The organism is Streptomyces atriruber (assembly GCF_001418325.1).
GTDB lineage: Bacteria > Actinomycetota > Actinomycetes > Streptomycetales > Streptomycetaceae > Streptomyces > Streptomyces atriruber.
This window is the reverse complement of sequence record NZ_LIPN01000221.1, coordinates 1-21,494: the sequence shown is the minus strand read 5'-3', so window position 1 is coordinate 21,494 and position 21,494 is coordinate 1. Positions and strand designations below refer to the sequence as shown.

General features: G+C 70.2%; 20 protein-coding genes. 15 read left to right on the top strand and 5 right to left on the bottom strand.

The features are described from left to right. The first annotated feature begins 25 nt into the window (after positions 1–25). Genes AOK03_RS22675 through AOK03_RS22665 form a run of 3 tightly spaced genes read left to right on the top strand, consistent with a single transcriptional unit; the run spans position 26 to position 2,448 of the window. Positions 26–205 carry a hypothetical protein gene (locus AOK03_RS22675; RefSeq protein ID WP_055567162.1) on the top strand — a complete coding sequence of 60 codons (180 nt, stop codon included), beginning with the start codon at positions 26–28 and terminating at the stop codon, positions 203–205. Between the two features lie 45 nt (positions 206–250). Then, positions 251–988 (top strand): response regulator transcription factor, encoded by a 738-nt coding sequence (locus tag AOK03_RS22670; protein WP_055567161.1) that lies wholly within the window; start codon positions 251–253, stop codon positions 986–988. Then, complete coding sequence (locus AOK03_RS22665) at positions 985–2,448, top strand: HAMP domain-containing sensor histidine kinase (RefSeq protein WP_055567160.1); 1,464 nt, start codon at positions 985–987, stop codon at positions 2,446–2,448. The genes AOK03_RS22670 and AOK03_RS22665 overlap by 4 nt, the downstream gene beginning before the upstream one ends. A 24-nt stretch (positions 2,449–2,472) precedes the next feature. On the opposite strand, the gene AOK03_RS22660 is transcribed toward AOK03_RS22665, so the two are convergent. Both AOK03_RS22660 and AOK03_RS22655 read right to left on the bottom strand, forming a co-directional pair. Further along, complete coding sequence (locus AOK03_RS22660; RefSeq protein WP_055567159.1) at positions 2,473–3,741, bottom strand: LmeA family phospholipid-binding protein; 1,269 nt, start codon at positions 3,739–3,741, stop codon at positions 2,473–2,475. Positions 3,742–3,888: 147 nt separating this feature from the next. Continuing rightward, entirely contained in the window at positions 3,889–5,721 is a 1,833-nt protein-coding gene (locus tag AOK03_RS22655; RefSeq protein ID WP_063792547.1) for a bifunctional metallophosphatase/5'-nucleotidase, read from the bottom strand. 690 nt (positions 5,722–6,411) lie between these two features. On the opposite strand from AOK03_RS22655, the gene mshD reads away from it, so the two are divergent. After that, positions 6,412–7,347: a mycothiol synthase gene (gene mshD, locus AOK03_RS22650; RefSeq protein WP_055567158.1), complete on the top strand. Its 936-nt coding sequence runs from the start codon at positions 6,412–6,414 to the stop codon at positions 7,345–7,347. Between the two features lie 105 nt (positions 7,348–7,452). Here mshD and AOK03_RS22645 read toward each other — a convergent pair whose 3' ends face one another. Continuing rightward, on the bottom strand, positions 7,453–7,794 hold the full coding sequence (locus AOK03_RS22645) for an LppU/SCO3897 family protein (RefSeq protein WP_055567157.1): 342 nt from the start codon (positions 7,792–7,794) through the stop codon (positions 7,453–7,455). 198 nt (positions 7,795–7,992) lie between these two features. Here AOK03_RS22645 and AOK03_RS22640 point away from each other — a divergent pair, with 198 nt between their 5' ends. The 10 genes from AOK03_RS22640 (at position 7,993) to pstB (ending at position 18,961) form a co-directional block, all read left to right on the top strand. Further along, entirely contained in the window at positions 7,993–8,409 is a 417-nt protein-coding gene (locus AOK03_RS22640; RefSeq protein ID WP_055567156.1) for a GntR family transcriptional regulator, read from the top strand. Next, on the top strand, positions 8,406–9,305 hold the full coding sequence (locus AOK03_RS22635) for an ABC transporter ATP-binding protein (RefSeq protein ID WP_055567155.1): 900 nt from the start codon (positions 8,406–8,408) through the stop codon (positions 9,303–9,305). The genes AOK03_RS22640 and AOK03_RS22635 overlap by 4 nt, the downstream gene beginning before the upstream one ends. Then, complete coding sequence (locus tag AOK03_RS22630) at positions 9,302–10,321, top strand: hypothetical protein (RefSeq protein ID WP_055567154.1); 1,020 nt, start codon at positions 9,302–9,304, stop codon at positions 10,319–10,321. The genes AOK03_RS22635 and AOK03_RS22630 overlap by 4 nt, the downstream gene beginning before the upstream one ends. Positions 10,322–10,481: 160 nt before the next feature. Beyond that, positions 10,482–12,833 (top strand): RNA degradosome polyphosphate kinase, encoded by a 2,352-nt coding sequence (locus AOK03_RS22625; protein ID WP_079074890.1) that lies wholly within the window; start codon positions 10,482–10,484, stop codon positions 12,831–12,833. Next, entirely contained in the window at positions 12,814–13,968 is a 1,155-nt protein-coding gene (locus AOK03_RS44185; protein WP_055567152.1) for a CHAD domain-containing protein, read from the top strand. The genes AOK03_RS22625 and AOK03_RS44185 overlap by 20 nt, the downstream gene beginning before the upstream one ends. Next, positions 13,965–14,423 carry an NUDIX hydrolase gene (locus tag AOK03_RS44180; protein WP_055567151.1) on the top strand — a complete coding sequence of 153 codons (459 nt, stop codon included), beginning with the start codon at positions 13,965–13,967 and terminating at the stop codon, positions 14,421–14,423. The genes AOK03_RS44185 and AOK03_RS44180 overlap by 4 nt, the downstream gene beginning before the upstream one ends. A gap of 372 nt (positions 14,424–14,795) precedes the next feature. Then, positions 14,796–15,920: a phosphate ABC transporter substrate-binding protein PstS gene (gene pstS, locus AOK03_RS22610; RefSeq protein WP_055567150.1), complete on the top strand. Its 1,125-nt coding sequence runs from the start codon at positions 14,796–14,798 to the stop codon at positions 15,918–15,920. A gap of 118 nt (positions 15,921–16,038) precedes the next feature. After that, entirely contained in the window at positions 16,039–17,061 is a 1,023-nt protein-coding gene (gene pstC, locus AOK03_RS22605; RefSeq protein WP_055567149.1) for a phosphate ABC transporter permease subunit PstC, read from the top strand. Next, a complete protein-coding gene (gene pstA, locus AOK03_RS22600; protein ID WP_055567148.1) occupies positions 17,058–18,131 on the top strand; it encodes a phosphate ABC transporter permease PstA in 1,074 nt (357 codons plus the stop codon). The genes pstC and pstA overlap by 4 nt, the downstream gene beginning before the upstream one ends. A gap of 53 nt (positions 18,132–18,184) precedes the next feature. Next, the gene (gene pstB, locus AOK03_RS22595) at positions 18,185–18,961 is read left to right on the top strand and encodes a phosphate ABC transporter ATP-binding protein PstB (protein ID WP_055567147.1); all 777 of its coding nucleotides are present in this window, start codon (positions 18,185–18,187) and stop codon (positions 18,959–18,961) included. 118 nt (positions 18,962–19,079) lie between these two features. On the opposite strand, the gene AOK03_RS22590 is transcribed toward pstB, so the two are convergent. Further along, positions 19,080–20,078: an inorganic phosphate transporter gene (locus AOK03_RS22590; RefSeq protein WP_055567146.1), complete on the bottom strand. Its 999-nt coding sequence runs from the start codon at positions 20,076–20,078 to the stop codon at positions 19,080–19,082. Positions 20,079–20,087: 9 nt separating this feature from the next. Beyond that, the gene (locus AOK03_RS22585) at positions 20,088–20,708 is read right to left on the bottom strand and encodes a DUF47 domain-containing protein (protein WP_055567145.1); all 621 of its coding nucleotides are present in this window, start codon (positions 20,706–20,708) and stop codon (positions 20,088–20,090) included. Between the two features lie 194 nt (positions 20,709–20,902). On the opposite strand from AOK03_RS22585, the gene AOK03_RS22580 reads away from it, so the two are divergent. After that, positions 20,903–21,262 carry a metal-sensitive transcriptional regulator gene (locus AOK03_RS22580; protein ID WP_055567144.1) on the top strand — a complete coding sequence of 120 codons (360 nt, stop codon included), beginning with the start codon at positions 20,903–20,905 and terminating at the stop codon, positions 21,260–21,262. Positions 21,263–21,494: the final 232 nt, after the last annotated feature.

The following is a 21,494-nucleotide window of genomic DNA, read 5'->3' as shown; positions in this document are numbered from 1 at the left end:
TTCGTACGACCCCCAGGAGGCCGCCATGTCCGGCAGCACCCTCACCTCCGTCACCGTCAACCGCGCCCGGCACGCGCTCGCCCTCACCGTCGGCTGGGGCCGCCCCGCCACCGATCCGGCCGGGCTCGACCTGCCGCTCGCCGTGGCGCGGGACGTCCACGCCGTCCGGCCGGGCCGCACCGACCGCCCCCGCGTGCGAGGCTGATACCGGCCCCCGTTCCGCCCCCTGACCCGAGGAAGTCCGAAGCCCATGAGCCCCGCCGAAGGCGACCGCACCGGTGACCGCGAGCAGCTGCGCATCCTGATCGTGGACGACGAACCCGCCGTGCGGGAGGCGCTGCAGCGCAGCCTCGCCTTCGAGGGGTACGGCACGGAGGTCGCGGTCGACGGCGCGGACGCGCTGGAGAAGGCGGCGGCGTACCGCCCCGACCTGGTCGTCCTGGACATCCAGATGCCCCGCATGGACGGCCTCACCGCCGCGCGCAGGCTCCGCGCCACGGGATCGACCACCCCGATCCTGATGCTGACCGCGCGCGACACCGTCGGCGACCGCGTCACGGGACTCGACGCGGGCGCCGACGACTACCTGGTCAAGCCCTTCGAGCTGGACGAGCTCTTCGCCCGCATCCGCGCGCTGCTGCGCCGCAGTTCGTACGCGCCGGGGGCCGGGCAGGCCGCGGAGGGCGACACCCTCGCCTTCGCCGACCTGCGGATGGACCTGGCGACGCGCGAGGTCACGCGGGGCACGCGGACCGTGGAGCTGACCCGTACGGAGTTCACCCTCCTGGAGATGTTCCTCGCACATCCGCGCCAGGTCCTGACCCGCGAGCAGATCCTCAAGGCGGTCTGGGGCTTCGACTTCGAACCGACGTCCAACTCCCTCGACGTGTACGTCATGTACCTGCGCCGCAAGACGGAGGCGGGCGGCGAGCCGCGCCTCGTGCACACGGTGCGGGGCGTGGGGTACGTGCTGCGGGGCGGCGAGTGAACAGGGTGCTGCGGCGCTTCCGTGCGCTTCCGCTGCGCTCGCGGCTGGCGTTGCTGGTCACGGTCGCCGTCGCGTTCGCGGTGGCCGCGAGCGCGCTGGCGTGCTGGTTCGTCGTACGGAACGTGCTGATCAGTTCGTTGGACGACGCTCTGAACGACGCCAAGGTGCAGCCCGCTTGGGTCTCCGAGCGCGTCGACGCGAGCGGACAGTGCCTGCGCACGATCATCAGGGGTGACGCCGACAACCCCGACATCTTCAAGGAGACCGTTCAGGCCATCGACGCGAGCGGTGGGCACTGCGTCATCATCGGCAAGCGGTCCCTCAAGGTCACTTCGGACGACACCGAGGTCGCCCGGACCGGGACCGGGCACGCGTACCACAACGCCACCGCGTCCAACGGCGACGAGTACCGCGTCCTGACCTACCCGCTGGACGGCCGCCCCGGCCTCGCGATCTCCGTGGCCCGCCCCCTCAGCGAGGTCGACGACACCCTCAACAACCTCGTCCTCGTCCTCATCGTCGTCGCCGGAATCGGCGTCCTCGGGGCGGGGGCCGCCGGGCTCTGGGTGGCCCGGACCGGGCTCAGGCCCGTGGACCAGCTCACCGACGCCGTCGAACACGTCGCCCGCACCGAGGACCTGAACCTCCGGATCCCCGTCGAGGGCGACGACGAGATCGCCCGGCTGTCGGAGTCCTTCAACTCCATGACCGCCTCGCTCGCCTCGTCCCGCGACCTCCAGCAGCAGCTGATCGCCGACGCGGGCCACGAGCTCCGCACCCCGCTCACCTCCCTGCGCACGAACATCGAGCTGCTCGCCCGCAGCGAGGAGACGGGCCGGGCGATCCCGCCCGACGACCGCAAGGCGCTCCTCGCGTCGGTCACCGCCCAGATGACCGAACTGGCCGTGCTCATCGGCGACCTCCAGGAGCTCTCCCGCCCCGACGCGGGTCCCGGTGCCGGGGACGGGGACGGCGGCGGCAAGATCCAGGTGGTCGCCCTGCACGACCTCGCCAGGACCGCGATCGACCGGGCCCGGCTGCGCGGCCCCGAGCTGAAGATCACCGCGGAACTCGCCCCCTGGTACGTCCGCGCGGAGCCGCCCGCCCTGGAGCGGGCCATCGTCAACATCCTCGACAACGCGGTGAAGTTCAGCCCGCCGCGCGGCACGGTGGAGGTCACCCTCGACCGCGGCCGCCTCACGGTCCGCGACCACGGACCCGGCATCCCCGCCGACGAACTCCCCCACGTCTTCAACCGCTTCTGGCGCTCCCCCTCCGCCCGCGCACTGCCCGGCTCGGGCCTGGGCCTGTCGATCGTGGCCCGAACGGTCCGCCAGGCGGGCGGCGAAGTGACGCTGGAGGCGGCGGAGGGCGGCGGCACGGTGGCGGAGATGCGGCTGCCGGGGGCGGCCACACCGCCCCCGGAGACCCCGTTGCCGGAGGCCGGCGCGTCGTACTAGCGGCCGGCGACCAGTGGCCGGCGCCTAGCGGCCGATCCCGATCCCGGAGCCGGTGATCCGCACCCGGATGCCCTCCTTCTCCACCGTCACGTCCTGCAGCGACACCGTCCCGGCCCCCGGCAGCTTCGGCAGCTGGAAGGCGAGGGTGAGGCGGTCGGCGAGGACGGGGCGGGTGAGCTGGGAGAGGCCGTTCAGGAGGGCGGGATCGAGGCCGAGCTTCTTGAGGAGCTCGGGGTGGCCCATCGCGACGTCGATGAGGTTGAGGCCCATGACGTCGTTCACGAAGCGCGGGGAGCCGGTGAGCTCGTTGAGCTTGGCGTCGCTCTCCAGGGCCCCGCTGACCACGTCCCGCGGGACGCCGAGCCGCTCGACGATCGCCGGGACGGACAGCAGCGCCTTCGCCTTCGAGGTCTCGTCGGCGACGCGGTCGGCGGACTTCTGCGACAGGTGCAGGCCCTCCTTGTCGCGGGTGCCCGGACGGTACGTCGCCAGGTCGCCGAGCTGCAGGCTCATGCCGCCGATGTCGGTGGAGATGCCGCGGTCGCCGTTGCGCTGGATGCGGGCGTCGGCGCGGACCTTCAGGTCGTGTCCCGCGACGGGCAGCGTGCCGCGCGCGAGGACCTGGTCGCGGCCGTGGCCGGTGAACGTGACCTGGGAGGCGCCCAGTTCACGGTTGAGGTCCTCGAAGGAGAGCAGGACCTCGCCGTTCATCTCGCCGATGCTGGCGCCCGTGATCGAGGTGGGCCCGTCGCCGTCGATCGTGACGTTCGTGGCGGTCGCGGAGACCTTGGCGAGCGAGATCCGGTCGGCCGCGACGTCGGGGACGGTGACCTTCACCTTGTCGACGCGCTTGTCGAAGACCTGGGTGAGGAAGGGGAACCCTTCGATGTCGACCTCGGGCGCCGCGCTCAGGTTCATCTGGTCCTTGAGCTTGTCCGCGGCCTCGTGCTCGGCGTAGAGCAGCGCCCAGCGGTCGCCTAGCGCGAGGAACGCGGCGGCGACCAGGACGGCCACCAGGGCCTTCGCGGCGAGCGGCAGACCCGCGAAGCGGTTCCGGCGACGGCTGCCGCGCCGGTGGTTCGGCGGCACCCAGGGCTTCTCCGCCTCGGCCGCCTCGTCCTTGTCCTCGTGGAGGAACTCCTCCAGCGGGTTCGGCGCGAGCGCGGCGAGTTCGTCGTACGGATTGCTGTACGAGGAGACCGGCAGCTGAGCGGTGTCGTTCCGCTGATCGTCGTGCTGATCGATCGGATCTTCGTTCGAAGGACGCGTGGCCATGCGGTGGGGGGAACGCATCAGAGGATCTCACCATACGTTCACACCCCACCCCAAGCCTTACACCCGGTAACACCCGGTTTCGGCCGCTTCTTTAACGCGCCGTTTTCATCACACGCCACCCGCGGGCCACCGGGCTGTCACCTGCGTCACGTTCCGCTTCACGTCCTACTTCACGATCGTGATCCGGTCGGCCTTCGGCGGCGCGATCGGCTTGTCCGCCGAGGAGTTGGCGGTCAGGTAGTCGTTGAGCGCCTTCAGGTCGTCGCTGCCGACGAGCGACTTCGTGCCCTTGCCGAGCTCGGCGAAGCCGTCGCCGCCGCCCGCCAGGAAGGAGTTCATCGCGACGCGGTAGGTGGCCGCGGGGTCGATCGCCTTGCCGTTCAGCTTGATCGAGTCGGCGACGACCCGGTCCGCGCCGGTCTTGGTCATGTCCAGCGTGTACGTCAGCCCGTCCGAGACCTGAAGAACCTTCGGGGAGGCCTCGTTGGACCCGCTGACCTGCTGCTTCAGCCCGGTGACGAGCTGCGCGCCGGTCAGGTCGACCAGATTGACGGTGTTGCTGAACGGCTGCACGGTGAACGCCTCGCCGTACGTGACGACGCCGTCACCCTCGCTGCCGCTCGCCTTGAAGACGAGGTCGGAGCGGATGCCTCCCGGGTTCATCAGCGCCAGATCGGCCTCCGGATCAACGGACTTGGCGTGCGCGAGCTGCGCGTCCGCGATGAGGTCGCCGAGCGGGGACTCGGGGACACCGGCGCCGCGCCCCGGGATGTCCGCCGAGATGTGGCCGACGGCCTTGTTGGCGACGGGCGCGGCCAGCTTGTCCCAGCGCGAGATCAGCGAGGTCATGTCGGGCGCCTTGGCCTGCTCACGGCTGACGACGTGGTTGGCCGACTTCACGCGCGTCCGCACGATGTCCTTGGTCCTGCGGTCGTACGTGAGCGTGGTGTCCGTGTAGAGCTTGCCGAACGAGGACGCCGAGGTGACCATGCGCGGCTTGCCCGCGGGGTCCGGGATCGTACAGACGTACGCGTTGTGGGTGTGCCCGGTGACGAGCGCGTCGACCTTGGGCGTGATGCCCTTGGCGATGGTGGTGATCGGGCCCGAGATGCCGTCGCCCGCGCCCGGGGAGTCGCAGTCGTAGTTGTACGTCTGCGACTTCGGCACGCCGCCCTCGTGGATGAGCGTGACGATGGACTTCACGCCCTGCTTGTCGAGGATCTTCGCGTACTTGTTGACGGTCTCGATCTCGTCGTGGAACTTCAGCCCCTTGACGCCGTCCGCGGAGACGATGTCGGGGGTGCCCTCCAGGGTCACGCCGATGAAGCCGATCTTGACGCCCTTGTGCTTCCACACCCAGTAGGGCTTGAGGATGGGCTTGCCGGTCTTCTCGTCGGTGACGTTGGCGGCGAGATAGGGGTAGTCGGCGCCCTTGAACTTCTTCCCCTTCCCGTCCTTCTCCTTCTCGAAGCAGCCGTCCTTGGGGTGACAGCCGCCGTTCTGCATCCGGGCCAGCTCCTCGGCCCCCTCGTCGAACTCGTGGTTGCCGACGCTGGTGACGTCCAGGTCGAGCTTGTTCATCGCCTCGACGGTGGGCTCGTCGTGGAAGAGCCCGGACAGCAGCGGACTGGCGCCGATGAGGTCGCCCGCGGCGGCGGTGACGCTGTAGGGGTTGCCCTTGCGGGCGGTCCGCAACGAGCCGGCGAGGTACTCGACCCCACCGGCATCGACCTTCTTCTCGCTCCCGTCGGCCTGCTTCTCCGTCACCTGCCCCGACGATCCGGCGGGCGGCTGCAGATTCCCGTGGAAGTCGTTGAAGGACAGCAGCTGCACGTCAACGGTGCGCTTCTGCCCTCCCTTGCCCCGGCCGGAGTGGTCCTGCCCGGCACTGGCGGGCAAGGAGACGACCAACGCCCCCACCGTGGCGATCCCCGCCGCCACGGCAAGAACACGAGTGGCCCGAGGCCTGGGCCTGCGATGCTTGGGTATGGCGGACACGTGTTCCCCCGGGGGCTAGTTGTGAGAAGACCGGAACCGTCGGCAGCCTAGAGTCAACGCGCGTAGCGCAACAGAGGGTTGCTGGTTACAGCCTGGTTGCCCTTGAGGAAACAGCCCCAAGCACGCCCACCACTTGAGAACGAGCCTAGGGGCACGGCTCCAGCCCGCCCCGGCCCCATCCAGCCCTTCCCACCGCTTGAGAACAAGCCTCGGAACACGGTTCCAGCCCGCCCACCGCTTGAGGACAAGCCTCGGAACACGGTTCCAGCCCGCCCACCGCTTGAGAACGAACCTCGGAACACAGTCCAGCCCGCCCACCGCTTGGGAACGAGCCTCGGGACACAGTTCAGCCCGCCCACCGCTTGAGAACGAACCTCGGAACACAGTCCAGCCCGCCCACCGCTTGGGAACGAGCCTCGGGACACGGTTCCAGCCCGTCCGGCGTTTGAGGACGAGCGCGCAGCGCGACAACCCACCCCCGGCGGGAGGCCGAAGAACCGCACCAGGCCAAGAGGGGGGAGCCCGTCCGGCGCTTGAGGACGAGCGCGCAGCGCGACAACCCACCCCCGGCGGGAGGCCGAAGAACCACACCAGGCCAAGAGGGGGGAGCCCGTCCGGCGCTTGAGGACAAGGCGAGCAGCGCAACGCCCCCACCCCCAAAGGCGCCCCCGCCAGAATACGCTCGGGGACATGACTGACGACCGCCCCGCCGACACCCCCACCTCCCTCCGAAAGATCGACACCCTCGCCGAACTCACCTCCGCGCAAGCCGAAGCCGTGCTCGCGCTGCTCGCCGAGGCAGCCCGTACGGACGGGCAGCAGGCGGTGTCCGAGCAGGGCCGGCTGCAGCTCCGCGGCGGCGCCCGCGACGGCGTCCGGCACCTGCTGCTCACCGTCGAGGACCAGCTCGTCGGGTACGCGCAGCTGGAGGACACCGACCCCGTCGAGGCCCCCGCCGCGGAGCTCGTCGTGCACCCCTCGCGCCGTGGGCACGGACACGGCAGGGCGCTCGGCACGGCGCTGCTCGCGGAGTCGGGCCGCCGACTGCGCGTGTGGGCGCACGGCGGGCACTCCGCGGCCCGCCACCTCGCGCAGGTACTGGGCCTCGCCCTCTTCCGCGAACTGCGCCAGATGCGGCGCCCGCTCACGGACCTCGACCTGCCGGACCCGACGCTCCCCGAGGGCGTCTCCGTACGCACCTTCGTCCCCGGACAGGACGACGCGGCCTGGCTCGCGGTGAACGCGGAGGCCTTCGCCCACCACCCCGAGCAGGGCGCCCTCACCCAGCGCGACCTGGACGACCGCAAGGCGGAGCCGTGGTTCGACCCGGCGGGCTTCTTCCTCGCCGAGCGCAAGAGCGACGGCGAACTGGTCGGCTTCCACTGGACGAAGGTGCACGCCGACGAGCGTCTGGGAGAGGTGTACGTGGTGGGCGTACGACCGGGCGCGCAGGGCGGCGGCCTCGGCAAGGCGCTGACCACGACCGGTCTGCGCCACCTCGCGGAGGCGGGCCTGCCGACCGCGATGCTGTACGTGGACGCGGACAACAAGGCGGCCGTGAGCGTCTACGAACGCCTCGGCTTCGTCACGCACGAAACGGACCTGATGTACCGCACGGAGTCCTGACCACTCCGGCTCACAGTCGGCCACACCGCCCCCCTCGACACACACGAAGGGCGCGGCTCCCCCTCCTGGGAGGGGGAGCCGCGCCCTTCACACGTCCAGGTCCCGCTACTTCGCCCCGACCTGCGTCAGACACATCGAGAACTGCACCCGGCCCCGCCGGGTCTGCTCGTACCGGGTCTGCCCCGGCTCGCACTCGTTCTCGAACTTGCTCGCGACCTTGTAGTCCGCCTCGGCGTCCGAGCAGTCGATGACCTCCATGTCGGGGCTGTCGTCGGACCCCTTGTTCTGCACGCAGTCACCGACCTCCGCGACCGCGGGCGCCTTCGCGCTCTCGCTGTCGGGACCGGTGGTGTTGCCGCGGCTCGTGTACATCCAGACGCCCGCGATGACCGCCGCGATGGCGAGGACCGCCACCTTCATGAGGGGCGAGAGGCGCTGCTGGGACATGGTGGAACCCCCGTAAATCGTGCGTGTTCACGTCAACTCCGAGCGGCAGACGTTACAAGATCGCGGACGCCTCCCCGAAACCCCGGGGACCTCTCCCCCGAAACCTCCGGGAAGACGTCTCAAAACTTCCACTTGACCGGCGGGCTCCCCTTGCACCACCCTTTCACTACTCAATTAGTGAAAGGGTGGTGCAAGGCAGTGGTCGAGTACCGCATCGACCGGCGCAGCGGCGTCGCCACGTACCTCCAGATCGTCCGGCAGACCCACCAGGCGCTGCGCCTCGGCCTGCTGGAGCCCGGCGACAAGCTGCCGACGGCCCGCGAGGTCGTGGAGGCCACGGCCATCAACCCGAACACCGTGCTGAAGGCCTACCGCGAGCTGGAGCGCGAGGGCCTGGTCGAGGCCCGCCGCGGCCTCGGCACGTTCGTCCGCCGGACGCTGGGCAGCGCGGCCACCGACTCACCGCTGCGGGGGGAACTCGCCGAGTGGGCCGCCCGGGCCCGGCAGGCGGGGCTCGACAGGGACGACGTGGCGGCGCTGTTCACGGCCGTACTGGAAGAACAGTTCGACGATCCGCAGACCCAGGAGCCGGAAACCAGGGGGGACCCCGCATGACCGACACCGCCATCGAGGCGACCGCACTGACCAAACGCTTCGGACGGAGCCGATACGCCCTGCGGGACTGCGCCTTCCGCCTGCCCACCGGCCGCGTCTGCGCGGTCGTCGGCCCGAACGGCGCGGGCAAGTCGACCCTGCTCGCCCTCGCGGCGGGCCTCGACCGGCCCACCGAGGGCACGCTCACCGTGCTCGGCACCCGGCCCGCCGAGGCCCGCGCGCGCATCGCGTACGTCGCCCAGAACAAGCCGCTCTATCCGCAGCTGACCGTCGCGGAGACGCTGCGGCTCGGCGCCGAGCTCAACCCGGGGCGCTGGGACCCGGCCGTCGCCGAGCGCGTCGTGAGCGTCGGCGGGCTCGACCACGACGCCCGCGTCCGGACCCTCTCCGGCGGCCAGCGCACCCGCGTCGCGCTCGCCCTCGCCCTCGGCAAGCGCGCCGAGCTCCTGCTCCTGGACGAACCGATGTCCGACCTCGACCCCCTCGCCCGGCACCAGCTCATGGGCACGCTCATGGCGGAGGCCGCCGAGCACGGCACGACCGTGGTGATGTCCTCGCACATCATCGGCGAACTCGCCGACGCCTGCGACCACTTGCTGCTCGTCTCCGCAGGACGCGTCCGCCTCGGCGGCGGCATCGACGACCTGACCGGCGCGCACCGCCTGGTCACCGGGCGCGGCCCGGCCGACCGCCTCCACCCGCACACCGTCGTCGAGTCCCGCGCCACCGGCCGCGGCCTGACGGCCCTGATCCGCCCCGAGGGCCCGGTCGGCGACGACTGGGACGTCCAAGAGCCTTCCCTGGAGGAGCTGTTGCTCGCCCACCTGCGCGCCCCGGACGCGCCGCCCCTCCTCTCCCCCGGCGCCACCCCTCGCGGACTGGAGGTGTCCGCGTGACCACGCTGACGAAGGCCCCCGCCGAGCCGCGGGACCGCCGCACCGGCTTCGCCCTGCCGGGCCCGTACCGTGCGGTGCTGCGCCAGCACCGCACGCCCCTGTGGATCGCTTTCGGCCTGCTCGTGCTCGGCGCCGCGGCGCTGGCCGCGGACCGCATCTGGGTGGCCCACGCCGCCGACGTCTTCACGGCGACCGACTGCGTCATCAGACACACCACACCGGAGTGCGGCGGCGAGGTCCGCGGCTACCTGGACGCCGAATTCCAGTTCGACAGAAACCTCGATTACGCGGGCATGGCCGTGCTCGTGCTGCCGTGCCTGATCGGAGCGTTCGTCGCGGGCCCGATCGTCGCGAAGGAGCTGGAGTCCGGCACGTACACCTGGGCCTGGACGCAGTCGTCCACGCCCGCCCGCTGGCTCGCCGCCCGGCTCGCCGTGTGCGCCGCGTTCACGGTCACCGGCGTGACCCTCTTCACGGCCGTCCAGCGCTGGGCGTGGACCACCGGACCGGAGCTCGAATACGTCAGGGGCTCCTGGTACGAGCGGGCCATGTACGGCTCGCTGGGCACGGTCGCCGTCGGGTACGCCCTCCTCGGCCTCGCCGTCGGCGCGCTCGCCGGAATCCTGCTGCGCCGCACGCTGCCCGCGATGGGTGCCGCGGCGGCCGTCATGGGGGCCTCGGTCGTCCTGCTGCCGCTGGCGCGCGTCCACTTGTGGGCGACCGACACGGTCACCTCGTCGAACCGGAACCCGGCGGAAATCCCCGATTCCGCCTACGAGGTGGAACGGGGCATGCTCACGGCCGACGGCAGCCGAGTGCCGAAGTCACTGTGCCTGGACTGGTCGGACAAGTACCAGCAGTGCCTCGCCGACCACCGAATCACCGGCTGGTACACCGACTTCCACCCCTCGTCGCACTTCTGGCCGCTCCAGTTCGTGGAGACCGGCATCGTCCTCGCCCTCGCGGCCGCCGCGACGTACGCCGCGTTCCTGCTCTTGCGCCGCCGCGCGGCCTGAACCGTACGCTCGCCGCGGCCTGAACCGTATGCCGAGCACGGCCTGAACCGTATGCTGACCGAAGGCCCCCGCCCTGTAGACGCCCGGGGGCCTTCGGCCGATTTCCTGCACGTCATGTCGCCGTAACCGCTGATTCAGACAGCCTTGCGACGCTCGCTCAATGCAGCCCGCCGAGCCCGACCCCGCCCCGGTGAACGGGAAGCTCCGCCTAGCTCCCGCGCTCTCCGACGCGCCCATAGTCGTGCCCGCGCGGAAGAATGGGTCCATGAGCCAGCAGAACACGCAGGGACGAGTCCAGCACGCCCAGCCTTCCGTGGGTTCCATCGCCGCGCACCGGCCCGCCACCATCGCCGCCACCGTCTCCGACCTCGACCCCGACATCGACGCCGATCTCGACGCGTACGACGAGGACGCCGCGGTCGGCCACGACGGCGCCGAGCTGCCCCAGGGGCGGTTCCTGGACCGGGAGCGCAGCTGGCTCGCCTTCAACGAACGCGTGCTCGAACTGGCCGAGGACCCGCACACCCCCCTCCTCGAACGGGCGAACTTCCTCGCGATCTTCGCCTCGAACCTGGACGAGTTCTTCATGGTCCGCGTGGCCGGCCTCAAGCGCCGCATCGCGACCGGCGTCGCCACCCGTTCGGCCTCCGGCCTGCAGCCCCGCGAGGTCCTCGAACTCATCTGGAACCGCTCCCGCGAGCTCATGGCCCGGCACGCCGCCTGCTACCAGGACGACGTCGCGCCCGGCCTCGCCGACGAGGGCATCCACCTGGTGCGCTGGCACGAGCTGACCGAGAAGGAGCAGTCCCGGCTCTTCACGCTCTTCCGGCAGCAGATCTTCCCCGTCCTGACGCCGCTGGCCGTCGACCCCGCGCACCCCTTCCCGTACATCTCGGGGCTCTCGCTGAACCTCGCCGTGGTCGTGCGCAACCCGGTCTCCGGCCATCAGCACTTCGCACGCGTGAAGGTCCCTCCGCTGCTCTCCCGCTTCCTGGAGGCCTCCCCGCAGCGGTACGTCCCCATCGAGGACGTCATCGCCGCGCCCGCGCATCTCCAGGAGCTCTTCCCGGGCATGGAGATCCAGGAGCACCACATGTTCCGGCTCACCAGGAACGAGGACCTGGAGGTCGAGGAGGACGACGCCGAGAACCTGCTCCAGGCCCTGGAGAAGGAGCTCATGCGGCGCCGCTTCGGCCCGCCCGTGCGCCTGGAGGTCGAGGAGTCCATCGACCCGAACATCCTCAGCCTGCTGGTCCGCGAGCTGAAGATCAGCGAGTCCGAGGTCTACCCGCTGCCCGGACCGCTCGACCTCACCGGCCTCTTCAGCATCGCCAAGCTGGACCGGCCCGAGCTGAAGTACCCGAAGTTCGTGGCGGGCACCCACCGCGACCTCGCCGAGGTCGAGTCGGCGTCCGCGCCCGACATCTTCGCCGCCCTTCGCGAACGCGACGTACTCCTGCACCACCCGTACGACTCGTTCTCCACCTCCGTGCAGGCGTTCCTGGAGCAGGCGGCCGCCGACCCGGACGTGCTCGCCATCAAGCAGACGCTGTACCGGACCTCGGGCGACTCCCCCATAGTCGACGCGTTGATCGACGCCGCCGAGTCCGGCAAGCAGGTCCTCGTCCTCGTCGAGATCAAGGCCCGCTTCGACGAGCAGGCCAACATCAAGTGGGCGCGGAAGCTGGAGGAGTCCGGCTGCCACGTCGTCTACGGCCTGGTCGGTCTGAAGACCCACTGCAAGCTCTCCCTCGTGGTGCGCCAAGAGGGCGACTCCCTCGTCCGCTACTCGCACGTGGGCACCGGCAACTACCACCCCAAGACCGCCCGCCTCTACGAGGACCTGGGCCTGCTGACCTCCAACCAGGAGGTCGGGGCGGACCTCTCCGATCTCTTCAACCGACTCTCCGGGTACTCCCGCAGGGAGACGTACCGCCGCCTCCTCGTCGCTCCCAAGTCCCTGCGCGACGGCCTGGTCTCGCGCATCAACAAGGAGATGCAGCACCACCGCGCGGGCCGCCCCGCCTACGTCCGCATCAAGGTCAACTCGATGGTCGACGAGGCGGTGGTCGACGCGCTGTACCGCGCGTCGCAGGCGGGCGTCGAGGTGGACGTGTGGGTGCGCGGCATCTGCGCGGTGCGCCCCGGCGTCGCGGGGCTCTCGGAGAACATCCGCGTACGTTCGGTCCTCGGCCGCTTCCTCGAGCACTCCCGGGTCTTCGCCTTCGGCAACGGCGGCGAACCGGAGGTGTGGATCGGCAGCGCCGACATGATGCACCGCAATCTCGACCGCCGTATCGAGGCGCTGGTCAGGGTTCAGGACCCGGCGCACCGGGCGGCCCTCAGCCGGCTCCTGGAGACCGGCATGTCGGACACCACGGCCTCCTGGCACCTCGGCGCGGACGGCAACTGGACCCGCCACTCGATGGACCCGGAAGGCCAGCCCCTGCGCAACGTGCAGGAGATGCTCATAGACGCCCGGAGGCGCCGGCGTGGCACAGCAACACCATGAGATGACGGGTACGGGCTCGGGCACCGCCGGTGAGGCCCTCACGGCCTACCTGCAGGACCAGGCCACGGAGTTCCTCCGCTCGCTGCGGCTGCACCGCGAGTCCAGCACGGACGCGCAGGGCGCCGAGGAGTCCCTGGAGGCGTCCGTCTCCCTGCGCCGCGCGGCCCGCCGCATCGGCGGCACCCTCCACACGTTCCGCCCGCTCCTCGACGCCGACTGGGCGTCCTCGCTCCGCCCCGAACTGGCCTGGCTCTCCGGCACGCTGGCCCAGGAACACGCGTACGCCACCCGCCTGGACCGTCTCCTGGAGGCCCTGCACCGCCTGTCGGGCCCCGCCCCGGGCCCCGCCTCTGTACCTGGCCCGACCGGTCGGACCGGATCGTCCGGGGCCCTGCACGCCGCCGCGGCGCTGGCCGCCCCCGCCGCAGGCCGCCGTTCCACGGCACGGCAGAACGGATGGGCGCAGCCCCCGGCGTCGGCGGCCGCCGACGGGGGCGGTGCCCCGCGCGGTCTCGCGGTCGGCGCGGCCAAGGCCGCCGCCCTCCTGGAGCGGCAGCTCACGCTCGCCAGGACCCGGGCCCACTCCACCGCCCTCCAGGCCTTCGGCTCCTCCCGCTTCCACGCGGTGGCGGACAACGTGGCCGTACTGGCCAGCGAGGTGCCCCTGAAAGACGCGGAGAAGGGTGCGGAGAGGAAGCTTGCGGAGCAGGTGGAACAAGCCCACGAAGCCCTCGACGAAGCCGTCGCCGCCCTCCCCCTCGGCCAGGCGGGCCACCCCTACAACGCGGGCGCCCTCTCCCACGGCCTCGCCCCCACGGACACCGCCCCGGACGCCCAGGACGCCCCCTGGCTGCAGGTCCGCTCGCTGCTGCGCCTGCACCGGTACGCGCAGGAGGTCCTCCTCGGCCACGCCCGGCCGGACCCGCGCATCGCGGACGCGAGCCACGCCCTGAACGTGCACCGGGAGGCGGCGTCGGCGGCGGGCGCGGCGGCCCAGGCGGCCAGGACGCCACGGATCGCCCCTGCCACGGCGTACGCGCTGGGGGTGCTCCACGCCGACCAGCGCCACGAGGTCGAAGCCGCCCGGTTCGTCTTCCAGCGGGCCTGGCTGCGCGAGGAGGCGAGGACACGGTGAAGTACACGTACAGCGACACGGTCCTGGCGGCCGGCTGCGTCCTGTGGCGCCCCGCGCCCGCCGCGGGCGACGGGGCCGGGCCCGCGCACGGGATCGAGCTCGCCCTGGTCCACCGCCCCAAGTGGTCGGACTGGTCCCACCCGAAGGGCAAGCTCAAGCGCGGCGAGACGTTCGAGGCGGCGGCCCTGCGCGAAGTGCTGGAAGAGACCGGCATGACGTGCGAGCTCGGCGCCGAGCTCCCCACCGCCCACTACAGGGACGCCCAGGGCCGCCCCAAGGAAGTCCGCTACTGGGCCGCCGAGGCGATCTCCGGCACCTTCGCCCCCAACTCCGAGGTCTCGCAGCTGCGGTGGCTCTCGCCCGACGCGGCGCGCCGCCACCTCACGCACCGCAGGGACGTCGGGCTCGTCGCGGACCTGCTGGCCGCTCTGGCCGCGTCCGGGGGCGGGCGCTAGGGCGCCAGGGCCCTAGGCGGCCTTGTTCCTCCGCGCGCGGCACTCCGTGCGGAACTCCAGGCCGACCCACACCGCCACGGCGGCGACGGCGAGCAGCACGGTGGCGCCGACGAGGAACGGAACGATCATGCGCACATCGTATCCGGCGCCGTCGGACCAGCATCCATGACGCTATGTAGCAGGAGCGCTACTTTTCGTAGTGATTCGGCTAACCGGGCCGACCGCCGAGGTTCACCCGCCGTTCACTCGTGCCCATCGGCCGCTTCACCTGCCCTGCCTAATTTCGGCCTTACAACACGACGTAAGACCTCACCACGCAACACATCGCACGCCGCCAGCATGGGTCGGCGGCTCCCGGAAGGAAGACCCGAAGTGAAGCTTCAGCGCAAGAACCGGCTCCGCGCCCTCTCCCTCGGCGCCATCGCCGTCTCCGGCGCCCTGGCCCTCACGGCGTGCGGCTCCGACGACACGAGCTCGGGCGATGGCGGCAAGGAGACCAACGCCAACGCCAACATCAAGTGCGACGACGCCAAGGGCCAGCTCGCGGCCTCCGGCTCGTCCGCGCAGAAGAACGCGATCGACGCCTGGCGGAAGGTCTACACGACCAACTGCAAGGACGTGCAGCTGAACTACAACCCGACGGGTTCGGGCGCCGGCATCACCGCGTTCCTCCAGGGCCAGACCGCGTTCGCCGGTTCGGACTCGGCGCTGAAGCCCGAGGAGATCGAGAAGTCGAAGAAGGTCTGCAAGAGCAGCCAGGCCATCGACCTGCCCATGGTGGGCGGCCCGATCGCCATCGGCTACAACGTCCCCGGCGTCGACAAGCTGACCCTGGACGCCGCGACCCTGGCCGACATCTTCAACGACAAGATCAAGACCTGGGACGACAAGGCGATCGAGAAGCTCAACCCCGGCGTCAAGCTCCCCAGCACCAAGGTCCAGGCGTTCCACCGCTCCGACGAGTCCGGCACCACGGACAACTTCACCAAGTATCTGAAGGGCGCCGCCCCGAAGGCCTGGCCCTACGAGCCGGGCAAGTCGTGGGAGCCCAAGGGCGGCCAGTCCGCGAACGGTTCGTCCGGTGTCGCGAGCCAGGTCAAGCAGACCGCCGGCGCCATCTCGTACTTCGAGCTCTCCTACGCCGGTGAGGGCGTCAAGACCGTCGACCTGAAGACGGAGGCCAAGGAGCCGGTGAAGGCCACCGTCGACAACGCCTCCAAGGCCATCTCCGAGGCCAAGGTCGTCGGCAAGGGCAAGGACCTCGCCCTGGAGCTGAACTACAAGCCGACCGCCGAGGGCGCCTACCCGATCACCCTGGTGACGTACGAGGTCGTCTGCGAGAAGGGCAACAAGGCCGACACGCTCGCCGCCACCAAGTCCTTCCTGACCTACATCGCCAGCGAGGACGGCCAGACCGTCCTCAAGGACAACGACTACGCGCCGATCCCGGCCGAGATCATCACCAAGGTCCGCTCCACCGTCGCGGGCCTGAGCTAGCTGAACCGAGTGCGGCCGACCCCGTACGTACGAACGGGGTCGGCCGCACCGTCCGGTGCACCGCCGCCACGGAGCGCCTGCGTCACCCGCACGGCGCCTCCGCAGACCGGAGAACCCCATGGACATACCAAGCAATACGACCGCTCCTCCCCCCGTCGACGACGCCAAGCCGGTGGCCCCGGCGAGCAAGGCGACCGCCCGCGGCGCCACCCGCCCCGGCGACCGGATCTTCCTCGGCCTCTCCCGGGGCTCCGGGATCGTGCTCCTCCTGATCATGGCGGCCATCGCCGCGTTCCTGACGTACCGCACGGTCCTCGCCCTCGCCGACAACACGGGCAACTTCCTCACCACCTTCGAATGGGACCCGGCCGGTGCGAGCACCGGCGGCAAGCCGTACTTCGGCATCGCCGTCCTCGTCTTCGGCACCGTGGTGAGCTCGATCATCGCCCTCGCGATCGCGGTCCCCGTCGCCATCGGCATCGCGCTCTTCATCTCGCACTACGCGCCGCGCAAGCTGGCCGCCCCCATCGCCTACGTGATCGACCTGCTGGCCGCCGTGCCCTCGATCGTGTACGGCCTGTGGGGCGCCCTCGTGGTCGCGCCCAACCTCACCGGCCTCTACAGCTGGCTCGACGACTACTTCGGCTGGACCGGCATCTTCGAGTACCAGGGCGGCGCCCCGCGCTCCCTGATGACCGTCGGCATCCTCCTCGCGATCATGATCCTGCCGATCATCACGAACGTGAGCCGCGAGGTCTTCCTCCAGGTCCCGAAGATGCACGAGGAGGCCGCGCTGGCCCTCGGCGCCACGCGCTGGGAGGTCATCCGCATGTCGGTGCTCCCCTTCGGCCGCTCCGGCATCATCTCCGCCTCGATGCTGGGCCTCGGCCGCGCGCTCGGCGAGACGATCGCCGTCGCCACCGTGCTCTCCCCGACCTTCGTGATCCAGGCCTCCGTGCTCGATTACGGCGGCGGCACGTTCGCGCAGAACATCGCCAGCAAGTTCAACGAGGCCACGGAGTACGGCCAGGACGCGCTCATCGCCTCCGGTCTGGTCCTGTTCATCATCACGCTGCTGGTCAACGGCGCGGCCCGCCTGATCATCGCGCGCCGCAAGGAGTACTCGGGGGCCAACGCATGAGCACCACGACACCCACCCCGTCCAACCCCCTCGTCAAGCGTCCCTCGACGCTCAAGGCCGCGAGCCTGCCGCGCTGGTCGCCGCTGGCCGTCGCCGCCGGATCGGCCGCCGTCGCGGTCGGCATCGGCGCCGGGGCAGGCCTGGACAGCCGCATCCAGTGGGGCCTGATCGCCGCCGTCCTCTTCCTCGTCGGGTCGTACGTCCTCGCGGTGACCGTCGAGGGCGCCCGGCAGGCCAGGGACCGCCTCGCCACCTCGCTGGTGTGGGTCATGTTCCTGCTCGCCGTCGTCCCGCTGGCCTCGCTGATCTACGAGACGGTGCAGCGCGGCGCCAAGGTCTTCGACGGGTACTTCCTCACCCACTCGATGGGCCTCCTCTCCGACGAGGAGACCGGCGGCGGCATCTACCACGCGATCATCGGCACCCTGGAGCAGGTGCTCCTGGCCTCCGTGATAGCCGTGCCGATCGGCCTGCTCACCGCGGTCTACCTCGTGGAGTACGGACGCGGGAAGCTCGCCAAGACCGTCACGTTCTTCGTCGACGTCATGACCGGCATCCCCTCGATCGTCGCGGGTCTGTTCGTCCTCAGCTTCTGGATCCTGATCCTCGGCTTCGGCTACTCCGGCTGGGCCGGTGCCATGGCACTCGCCATCCTGATGATGCCGGTGATCGTGCGCTCCACCGAGGAGATGCTGAAGCTCGTCCCGAACGAGCTGCGCGAGGCCTCCCTCGCCCTCGGCGTCCCGAAGTGGCGGACCATCCTCAAGGTCGTCCTGCCCACCGCGATCGGCGGCATCACCACGGGCGTCATGCTCTCGGTCGCCCGCATCGCCGGTGAGACCGCGCCGGTCCTGCTGCTGGTCTGGGTGAACCCCGTGATCAACACGAACCCGTTCGACGGCTCGCAGGGCTCGCTGCCGCTGTACATCTACCAGCAGTACGCGGCGGGCACGGACGCCTCGATCGACCGCGCCTGGGCCGCGGCCCTCGCCCTCATCGGCTTCATCATGATCCTCAACCTGGCGGCCCGCGGCGTAGCCCGCTGGAAGGCCCCCAAGACGGGCCGCTGACCGCGGCCATATCAGCGACCCTCAGCACGTCCCTTTTCGAAAGCAGTGATCCCATGGCCAAGCGAATCGACGTATCGGGCCTGACCGCCTTCTACGGTTCCCACAAGGCGATCGACGACATCTCCATGACCGTGGAGCCCCGCTCCGTGACGGCCTTCATCGGCCCGTCCGGCTGCGGCAAGTCCACGTTCCTGCGCACCCTGAACCGCATGCACGAGGTCACCCCCGGCGGCCGCGTCGAGGGCAAGGTCCTCCTGGACGACGAGGACCTCTACGGCCACGGCGTGGACCCGGTGGCCGTGCGCCGCACGATCGGCATGGTCTTCCAGCGCCCGAACCCCTTCCCCACGATGTCGATCTTCGACAACGTCGTGGCGGGCCTGAAGCTCAACGGCTCGTACAAGAAGTCCGAGCTCAACGACGTCGTCGAGAAGTCCCTCAAGGGCGCGAACCTCTGGAACGAGGTCAAGGACCGCCTGAACAAGCCCGGCTCCGGCCTCTCCGGCGGCCAGCAGCAGCGTCTGTGCATCGCGCGGGCGATCGCGGTGGAGCCCCAGGTGCTCCTCATGGACGAGCCGTGCTCGGCCCTCGACCCGATCTCGACCCTCGCGATCGAGGACCTGATCGGCGAGCTCAAGGAGCGCTTCACGATCGTCATCGTGACGCACAACATGCAGCAGGCGGCCCGCGTCTCGGACCGCACCGCCTTCTTCAACCTCGCCGCCGTCGGCCAGCCCGGCAAGCTCGTCGAGATCGACGACACCGAGCGGATCTTCTCCAACCCGTCGGTGCAGGCCACCGAGGACTACATCTCGGGCCGCTTCGGCTGAGCCGTCCGCGAGACTCCCCGCGGTGCTGCATGGCGGTGCCACCGCAGGGACAACAAGAAGGGCCCGCCCCTGGCTCCCGGGGGCGGGCCCTTCCATGTACTCCCTGTACGCGTACCCGCTACAAGAACGCGAGATTCACGACCCAGAAACTCAACGCGGCCACGATCGCAGCCGCAGGCATCGTAATGAACCAGCCCAGGATGATGTTCTTGGCGACACCCCACCGCACCGCGTTCACACGCTTGGTCGCGCCCACGCCCATGATCGCGGACGTGATGACGTGGGTCGTCGAGATCGGCGCGTGGAACATGAACGCCGTGGTGAACATGATGCCCGCGCCGGTCGTCTCGGCCGCGAAGCCCTGCGGCGGGTCCAGCTCGATGATCTTGCGGCCGAGGGTCCGCATGATGCGCCAGCCGCCCGCGTACGTACCCGCCGAGAGCATCAGCGCACAGGCGATCTTGACCCAGATCGGAATGGGAGCGTCGGCGCTCTGCACGTCGGAGATGACGAGCGCCATCACCACGATGCCCATCGTCTTCTGCGCGTCCTGCAGACCGTGCCCGAGGGCCATGCCGGCCGCGGACACCGTCTGCGCGATGCGGAAGCCCCGCTTGGCCTTGTGCGGGTTGGACTTGCGGAACATCCACATGATGGCGCACATCACCAGATAACCGGCGACGAGGCCGATCACCGGCGACAGGAACATCGGGATGACGATCTTGTCGACGACGCCGGACCAGATGACCCCGATGCCACCGGCGAGCGCCGCGCCGACCATGCCGCCGAACAGCGCGTGCGACGAGGACGAGGGGAGCCCGAAGTACCAGGTGATGAGGTTCCACACGATGGCGCCGATGAGCGCCGCGAAGAGGATCCACATCCCCTTGTCGCCGTGCGGGGTCTCGATGATGCCCTCGCTCACGGTCTTGGCGACCCCGCTGCCCATGAAGGCACCGGCGAGGTTCATCACCGCGGCCATCGCGAGCGCCGCGCGAGGCGTCAGCGCACGCGTGGAGACGGAGGTGGCGATGGCGTTCGCGGAGTCGTGAAAGCCGTTCGTATACGTAAATCCGAGCGCGACGCCGATCGTCACGATCAAAGCAAAGGTGTCCATGGCGAGGCCTCAGGACTCCTTGACCGCGATGGTCTCCACAGTGTTCGCCACGTGCTCGAAGGCGTCGGCGGCCTCTTCCAGCACATCCACGATCTGCTTGAGCTTCAGCACCTCGATGGCGTCGTACTTGCCGTTGAAGAGCTGGGCCAGGAGCTTGCGGTGGATCTGGTCGGCCTGGTTCTCCAGACGGTTGACCTCGATCCAGTACTCGGTGAGGTTGGCCATCGTCCGCAGATTGGGCATGGCCTCCGCGGTGAGCTCGGCGGCCCGGGCGAGCACCTCGATCTGCTGCTCGACGCCCTTGGGGAGTTCCTCGACCTGGTAGAGGACGACCAGGTCGACGGCCTCCTCCATGAAGTCCATGATGTCGTCGAGGGACGACGCGAGGTTGTAGATGTCCTCACGGTCGAACGGCGTGATGAACGAGGAGTTCAGCTGGTGGAAGATCGCATGCGTCGCGTCGTCTCCCGCGTGTTCCGCGGCCCGCATACGCTCTGCGATCTCGGCTCGTGCGGAAGAGTCCGCTCCGAGCAGTTCCATCAGGAGCTTCGAGCCCGTGACGATGTTGTCCGCGGATGCGGCGAACATGTCGTAGAAGCTCGTCTCCCTGGGGGTCAGACGAAAGCGCACGTGGGGTCCTCGGGGTGCTTTGGATGCGGTCAGGCTGATGCTAGGCGCATCATCCGGCCACGGCTAACCGGCCGCCCCCCAGTGTCGCCCATCAGGCACAGTGATCAGCACACCCCCCGAGAAATCGGCTATCATATACCCACCAGGGGTATATGGAACTGCAGAAATCCACAGCAATCCAGGAGGAGGACGCGATGACGACCACCGAGGCGGCCGACGCGGCCGTGCCGACGCCGGGGGCGCCCGAAGCGCCCTCCGACCACGACCGCGGAGTGCACGGCTACCACAAGCAGAAGGACGAGCACCTCAAGCGCCTGCGCCGCATCGAGGGCCAGATCCGCGGCCTGCAGCGCATGGTCGAGGAAGACGTCTACTGCATCGACATACTCACCCAGGTCTCGGCGAGCACGAAGGCGCTCCAGTCCTTCGCCCTCCAGCTCCTCGAGGAGCACCTGCGCCACTGCGTGGCCGACGCGGCGGTGAAGGGCGGCACGGAGATCGACGCGAAGGTCGAGGAGGCCACGAAGGCGATCGCGCGCATGATGCGGACGTGACGCTGCCGTGAGCCGCGCGGTGCGGGGTGCGGGGTGAACCGGTGGGTGGGCGGGTGGTCCGCTAGGGGAGGTCCTCGCCCGCCGTGGCGGGTTCCGGGCCGTCGGAGACCTGGAGGACCTCGTCGATGCGGTCGAAGCTCTACCGCTCGGCCGCCGCGCTCGCCGCAATGATGAGCTCGCCGCACAGTTCGATCTCGGCGAGGGCGACGTGGTCCTGAACCGCCGTACCGCC